Below are 6,774 nucleotides of genomic sequence, written 5' to 3'. Positions count from 1 at the left end.
CTCCTTATAATTGAATCGTTATTTCTAATTCAATTATAAAAGATTTTTAAGTGTTTTTAAATAGCTATTATAGAAATGCTACATGTTTAATAATATTGACTTGAAAAAAATGGGTTTATCTCTCCTTGTATCTTGTAGTTGTAGTTGCACCATATACATTTTAAAGCACCTACTACCTATAGGTAGAGATGTAAAATACGGTACACTACTTATAATTTAAAAAGACTAAAAAAATCCTTGCCCAAAAAAATGAGGACATCAATCCTCATATAATATAATTTTACCAAATTCAACCGTTTTTTTAACATCGATTACTCTTTGATTGGTAGATCCTGAATACTTAAGCCTTGGATCCTTTTTTTCTATCATAAATCTTCCATCGACTAAGACATCTATATATTTGAATATTTCCTTATTTGGAATTTCATCAAATAAATAACCACTCCAAGCCCAAAGAGTTTTCTTTGGATACATTTCCTTAAAGCGCCTTGCAAGATGTATTGTACCATCTATATTTAAAGGATGCATGGGCTCTCCACCTAATATGGAAAGCCCATTAATATAATCTTCCTTGCAAAATTCTAATATCTTATTTTCAATATCTATGGTATATTCCTTACCTAAATTGAAATCCCAGGTTTCAGAATTAAAGCAGGATTTGCAGTGAAATATACAGCCTTGAAAAAATACAGATACTCTTACACCAGGTCCGTTAGAAATATCCATTTTACGAACCTTATTATATCGCATTATAGATCACTATCCTTATTATCTAAGTGAACAACTCTTTCCTTGATTTCCTGAGTTCTACCCTTATTCCAGAAGTTTGTGCCAATATACCCACAGGTTCTTCTTGCCACATTGAGTAACTTATGGTCTCTGCAACCACAATTTGGGCAATACCATTCTAAATTCTCATCAAGCTTAATCTCACCATTATATCCACAAGCCTGACAATAATCCGATTTCGTATTTAATTCAGCATACATAATATTATCGTAGATGAATTTAACAACATTCATTACAGCGTCAATATTATTATTTAAATCTGATGTTTCAATATAAGATATTGCTCCACCTGGAGATAGACGCTGAAATTCACTTTCAACCTTCAATTTCTCATAAGCATCAATTTCTTCGAAAACAGGTACATGATAGGAATTTGTAATATAGTCTCTATCCGTAATACCATTAATGACACCAAAGCGATCCTTTAGGCACTTTGCAAATTTATAGGTGGTAGATTCAATTGGAGTACCATAAACAGAATAATCAATATCCTCTTGAGCTTTCCATTCCTTACATTTATCATTTAATAATTGCATTACCTTAAGACCGAATTCCTTGCCCTCACCACCATCTGTATGAGAGTGGCCTGTCATATATTTTACACATTCATATAATCCAGCATAGCCTAAGGAAATTGTAGAATATCCACCATGAAGTAGTGGCTCAATGGATTCTCCCTTCTTCAATCTAGCATGAGCACCATATTGCCATAAAATTGGAGCAACATCAGAGGTTACCTTCGATAATCTCTTATGACGAATTTGAAGAGCTCTATGGCAAAGTTCTAATCTCTCATCCATAATCTTAAAGAATTTATCCATATCCTTATCTGAGGATAAGGCGGCATCAACTAAATTGATTGTAACAACGCCTTGGTTAAATCTACCATAATATTTTGGTTTGCCATTCTTATCTACATATGGAGTAAGGAAGGATCTACATCCCATGCATGGGTAGCAATTTCCATTGCCATTCTTATCAATCTTATATTCCTTCATCTTCTTTTCAGAAATATAATCTGGTACCATACGCTTAGCTGTACACTTGCAAGCAAGCATAGTTAAATAATAATATTTTGAATTCTCATGAATATTATCCTCCTCAAGCACATATAAAAGCTTTGGGAAGGCAGGGGTAATATATACGCCCTTTTCATTTTTCATGCCTACAATTCTTTGCTTAAGAGTTTCTTCAATAAGCATAGCAAGCTCTTCTTTATATTCCTTGGTTTCACCTAAATACATGCAAACCGATAAAAATGGTGCTTGACCATTGGTTGTTGTCATAGAATTAATCTGATATTGGAAGGTTTGTACACCATCGGTAATTTCCTTTGCTAAATCCTCATTCGCAAATTTATCTACTAATTCTTTCTCTAAGCCTCTATTTTGATATTTCCTAATATAATATTCCTTAGATAGACGAACAAATGGAGCTAAATGAGTTAAGGAAATGGTTGTGCCACCATACTGGCTAGATGCAACACAGGTAATAATTTGAGTTGCGATCGTCATAGCTGTTAAAAATCTATGAGGCTTCTCAATCATTACACCATTAATATTTGTACCATTTTGCAGCATATCCTCTAAGTTAATTAAATTACAGTTATGTAATGCATTTTGAGCAAAGTAATCCGCATCATGGAAATGAATAATACCTGAGTCATGTGCATCTACAATATCCTGAGGCAAAAGGAATCTTTTTGTAATATCGGTAGATGTAATACCTGCAATATAATCTCTTTGCGTTGTAACAACTCTTGCGTTCTTATTCGAATTTTCTGTATTCCAATATTCACTAGACCCTTCAATTAATTCCTTAATTGTCTGATCTGTTGTATTACTCTTTCTTACAAGCTCTCTTCTATAACGATAGGTTATATATTTTTTAGCAACCTCATATTTTCCAATCGTCATGAGCTTTAGCTCAATGATATCCTGAATATCCTCTACTAATATTCTTTTTTTCTCTCTTGATTCAATATATTTAATTATATTTCTGATTTGGATAGGAGATACTCTTTTATCCTCATCTACAGAAGCATTCGCCTTTTCAATTGCTGCTTCAATCTTATCTGGACAGAAATCTACGACATGTCCATCTCGTTTAATTACCTTCATAATACCACCATCTTTTCCGAAAAATTCAAGTGATATTATATACCTAAAAAATTTTATATAGTGTTGTATTTACAACAAACTAACCAAAATGATATAATAAATTTAAGAGGGAGGAATTCAAACTATGAATGACTTATTTTTTAACATTCCAGAAAGCGATAAAAAGACACTTCTTTTAAACCTAAGGGCAATTAAATCACAATTCCCTTCAGGAGTCACTGTTTTCAATGCTGAAAACAATAATACCATGGGTATTATTGATAGTGGATTTGTACAAATTATAAGGAATGATTACAATGGAGATAGAATTTTAGTTGAGGAATTATCCAAGAATCAAATCTTTGGAACAAGGATATCCTCGATTACCTCTCATGATTATGAGGTAATATCTGTAAGTCCTTGTACCATAACCTTCATAGAGTTTACTGAAATCTATTCCGATAGAATAAAAAATCTCCCTTATTATTTACAGCTTCAGGAAAACTTAATTCGAATTATGTCGGATATTATTTTAAAGCGAAACGAAAGAATTCAGGTTCTATCCCAAAAGACGATAAGAGAAAGATTATTAGAATATTTCAAATTGATGTCTAAGCAACAAAAATCAAAAAAAATTACCCTGCCCTTTACCTATACAGAGCTTGCAGATTATTTAGGAATTAATCGATCTGCGATGTATAGAGAGCTTAGTAATTTAAAGAATGAGAAGCAAATATCTATCAATAAAAAGGTAATATCCTTATATTTCTATTTTTAAAAAGAGGCCGAGGCCTCTTTTTAAATGATTTCTTCCATATAGGTTTTAAGTACATGCAAGCCTAAATGCTCATAAAATCTTTTCGCACTAGGGTTCAATTCCCAAACATTTAAGGTTACGTTATAATAAAGATTTTCCTTTGCGTATTCTTTTACATATTCATATAGCTTAGTACCAATCCCTTGGCCTCTATATTCTATATCAACACATAAATCATCAATATATAAAGTCTTAATATCGGTTAATACCGTATCATTTTTATGGCAAATGGTATTGCAAAATGCATAACCAATGGGTAAATCATTTCTATCGGTATAAACAAAGATAGGGTCTAAATCCTTATTTAGCATAAGCTTTAGCTCATCCTTAACATATTTTGTTCCATCCATAAAAATATCTGGTCTACCCTTATGATGTACTCTTGCAACCTGCCTAAGCAAATCTAAAATTTTATCTATATCCTTTTCTTTTGCCTTTCTGATCATTATATTACCTTCTCAATATCCTCTTTTGTAATCTTTAGAATGTCATTAGATGCAATATAAATACCTTGAAGTTTTTCCTCCATAGATATTTTTATATTCGTATTCTTAATAGAATAAGTCCCCTTATCCATCCATAAGGATGAATCATAGAATCTCTTATTATCGAAAGCATAATCCATGATACTTCCAATACCTATGAATGTACCCTTGGTCATATGTATATCCCCTATAACATCTAACACCTTACCATTTGGATCATCCGCTTTCGCTCTTGACACGACAATACCACCCTCTTGAATATAAGATCCATTACTGTCGATTCCATCGACATCTCCTCCAAATACCATGATATCTAGGATACCCCCTGTAACATTTACAACAGGATTAAGCTTGCCGTAGGTTGCATTGATGCCATCGTCTTTTGCCAAAATATGCATATCTCCACCGTTGACATTCACTATATTTGCCTCAACCCCTTCAATGGCATTCGTAATAGAGATATTCCCTCCATTGATGGTAAAAATACCATCTGCATGAATTCCATCATCTAGGCTATATATATCGATATAACCACCATGAATGGTAACATCTCCTAAGCCTCCATGGCTTATAGATTCAATTAATACATTCCCATTAGCGTGAATCGAATCCCCTAAGGATGTTATTTTAATTGTACCACCATATATGGTTATCCCATTGGATGCTTTAATTCCCTTATAAGACAATCCTTCCGTATTCTCCCGTCTACTAGAATATTCTACATGTCCTGTTTGAATCGATAGGGATACTCCTTTAAATATATCGACATCATATGCAGAATCGATTCCATCATCGAATGCATCAATATAAATCGTACCGCCTAAAATATGAATCGTACCATGCTGGTTATTTTTAAAAGACACATCGGAATTATCACTTTTAATGCCATCTGCTTCTATAGATATAGCAATAATATCCCCAGATTCAATGGTAACAGAATCATTTCCCCTTAAACAATTCTTTATAGATGTAGCATTTAAAATAATATTTTTTATATATAAATCATCCGTAGATGCGATAGCATTATTATAGCCACCTTCAATCACTAATGACCCTCTACCAGAAATTTTTAAATCACATTTTGCATAAATTGCAGCCTCACCATATGCCTCATTATCGCTTTCCTTTTGATTTCTTTCATCGATAATTTCATTATAGGTATCCTCCATCGCACGAACCTTAAGGCTTGAGGCTTTTTTAGCAAAGATTGGTGCATTATAGGAGTTCGTTATTTTTACACCATTTAGTTCAAGTAGAACATCTATATTGCCATCTATTTCAATTCTTCCATGGATTAGAGCACCCTTTAGGCTATATAAGCCACTCTCTATTATTTTATATACCATTCCACCATCATCAGTAATAGTTTCATAAATCCCATCTAGAGTTTCTATAGAGAATGGTTCTGTAATATCCTTTTTAAAAGTTTTAGCATCCAAAGGAGTCTTATCTACTCTTTCCTCATAAGAATCATTATGGGTTGTTTTATTTGGATTAATATCGATATTTTGATTACCACAGGATGAGGCTACTAAGGCTAAAGCCAAAGCCATCAACAAGAATAGTTTATTTTTTTTCATCGTTTGCTATCCTTTCTATTCATTTCAATTTTAAAATAATGAATTTTGAGATAAATCCCATTATTTATAAATATTCCCTATTTTTTTATATCTACTATAGTAATATCCTTTGGATATTCATTTAATACCCTACAGCCATCCTCTGTTACCAAAACTAAATCCTCGATACGAACTCCAATTTTATCCTTAATATAAATACCAGGCTCAATGGAAAAAATCATACCAGGGGCAGCAATAATCGTACTAGACTTTGATACATCACCAAAATCATGATCCTCTATTCCAATGAAATGGCCTAATCTATGATTGAAATATTTTCCATATCCAGCACCCTCAATAAGATCTCTTGCAATCTTATCTATGTAAGATAATTTTACACCAGGCTTTATATGCTTTATTGCCTCTTGATTTGCCTCTTTTACTAAATTATAGATTTTCTTTTCAAAAGCTTTTGGCTCACTCGTGAAGAATACTCTTGTCATATCTGAGCAATAATCCTTATATACTCCACCGACATCTAAAAGTACCATATCCCCTTCTTCTAGTATTGTTTTTGAATCGGGAGTGTGGTGTGGGTCTGTAGAATTTGCCTTAAAGGCGACAATAGGAGTGAAGGAAACTCTAGAAATACCATGTCTTTCATATATTCTATAGATTTCTTCTTGTAGTTCGGATTCAGAAATACCAACCCTTAAGGCATTCTTCATGTCCTCCATACATAAATCATTTAAATGTGAGGATGTAATCATGAGTTCCTTTTCTATATCATCCTTAATAAATCTTGCATAATCTATAGCAAGTGATGTCTTATAGGCACTTGCCGCATGTAAATCCATTAGGGCTATTAAGAATCTAGATGGGAAGGATTTATCGATGCCTAAGGCCATATAATGCTCGATATAGGGTAATAATTTATCTGGACCATTTTCACTATCGTTATAATAAATGACATCGACATCCTTATCACTAAAGGAAAATAAATCATTTAGAACGAATATGGGCCG

Annotated in this window: 6 protein-coding genes; 1 reads left to right on the top strand and 5 read right to left on the bottom strand. The window is 32.8% G+C overall.

All coding sequences use genetic code 11. From position 1 onward, the window contains the following. Positions 1–258: 258 nt before the first annotated feature. Both nrdG and nrdD read right to left on the bottom strand, forming a co-directional pair. Entirely contained in the window at positions 259–750 is a 492-nt protein-coding gene (gene nrdG, locus SPJ17_RS03870) for an anaerobic ribonucleoside-triphosphate reductase activating protein (RefSeq protein WP_321092908.1), read from the bottom strand. Next, a complete protein-coding gene (gene nrdD, locus SPJ17_RS03865) occupies positions 750–2,909 on the bottom strand; it encodes an anaerobic ribonucleoside-triphosphate reductase (RefSeq protein WP_321092907.1) in 2,160 nt (719 codons plus the stop codon). The genes nrdG and nrdD overlap by 1 nt, the downstream gene beginning before the upstream one ends. A 124-nt stretch (positions 2,910–3,033) precedes the next feature. Here nrdD and SPJ17_RS03860 point away from each other — a divergent pair, with 124 nt between their 5' ends. After that, entirely contained in the window at positions 3,034–3,666 is a 633-nt protein-coding gene (locus tag SPJ17_RS03860; protein ID WP_321092906.1) for a Crp/Fnr family transcriptional regulator, read from the top strand. A gap of 20 nt (positions 3,667–3,686) precedes the next feature. On the opposite strand, the gene SPJ17_RS03855 is transcribed toward SPJ17_RS03860, so the two are convergent. From SPJ17_RS03855 to SPJ17_RS03845, 3 genes are all read right to left on the bottom strand, one after another. After that, positions 3,687–4,151, bottom strand: a complete 465-nt coding sequence (locus SPJ17_RS03855; protein WP_321092905.1) for a GNAT family N-acetyltransferase — start codon at positions 4,149–4,151, stop codon at positions 3,687–3,689. Beyond that, positions 4,151–5,770 carry a carbohydrate-binding domain-containing protein gene (locus SPJ17_RS03850; protein ID WP_321092904.1) on the bottom strand — a complete coding sequence of 540 codons (1,620 nt, stop codon included), beginning with the start codon at positions 5,768–5,770 and terminating at the stop codon, positions 4,151–4,153. Before SPJ17_RS03850 ends, SPJ17_RS03855 begins: the two co-directional genes overlap by 1 nt. A gap of 77 nt (positions 5,771–5,847) precedes the next feature. Then, a partial coding sequence (locus SPJ17_RS03845) for a M24 family metallopeptidase (RefSeq protein ID WP_321092903.1) occupies positions 5,848–6,774 on the bottom strand: 927 nt, incomplete at its 5' end.

The sequence above is a fragment of the Anaeroplasma sp. genome (assembly GCF_034179385.1).
GTDB lineage: Bacteria > Bacillota_I > Bacilli_A > Acholeplasmatales > Anaeroplasmataceae > Anaeroplasma.
This window is presented reverse-complemented; position numbering and strand designations above follow the sequence as displayed.

Coding starts and splice junctions, on each gene's coding strand:
- SPJ17_RS03855 (WP_321092905.1), bottom strand. CDS start 4,151: ATGATCAGAAAGGCAAAAGAAAAGGATATAGATAAAATTTTAGATTTG.
- SPJ17_RS03860 (WP_321092906.1), top strand. CDS start 3,034: ATGAATGACTTATTTTTTAACATTCCAGAAAGCGATAAAAAGACACTT.
- nrdG (WP_321092908.1), bottom strand. CDS start 750: ATGCGATATAATAAGGTTCGTAAAATGGATATTTCTAACGGACCTGGT.
- SPJ17_RS03850 (WP_321092904.1), bottom strand. CDS start 5,770: ATGAAAAAAAATAAACTATTCTTGTTGATGGCTTTGGCTTTAGCCTTA.
- nrdD (WP_321092907.1), bottom strand. CDS start 2,909: ATGAAGGTAATTAAACGAGATGGACATGTCGTAGATTTCTGTCCAGAT.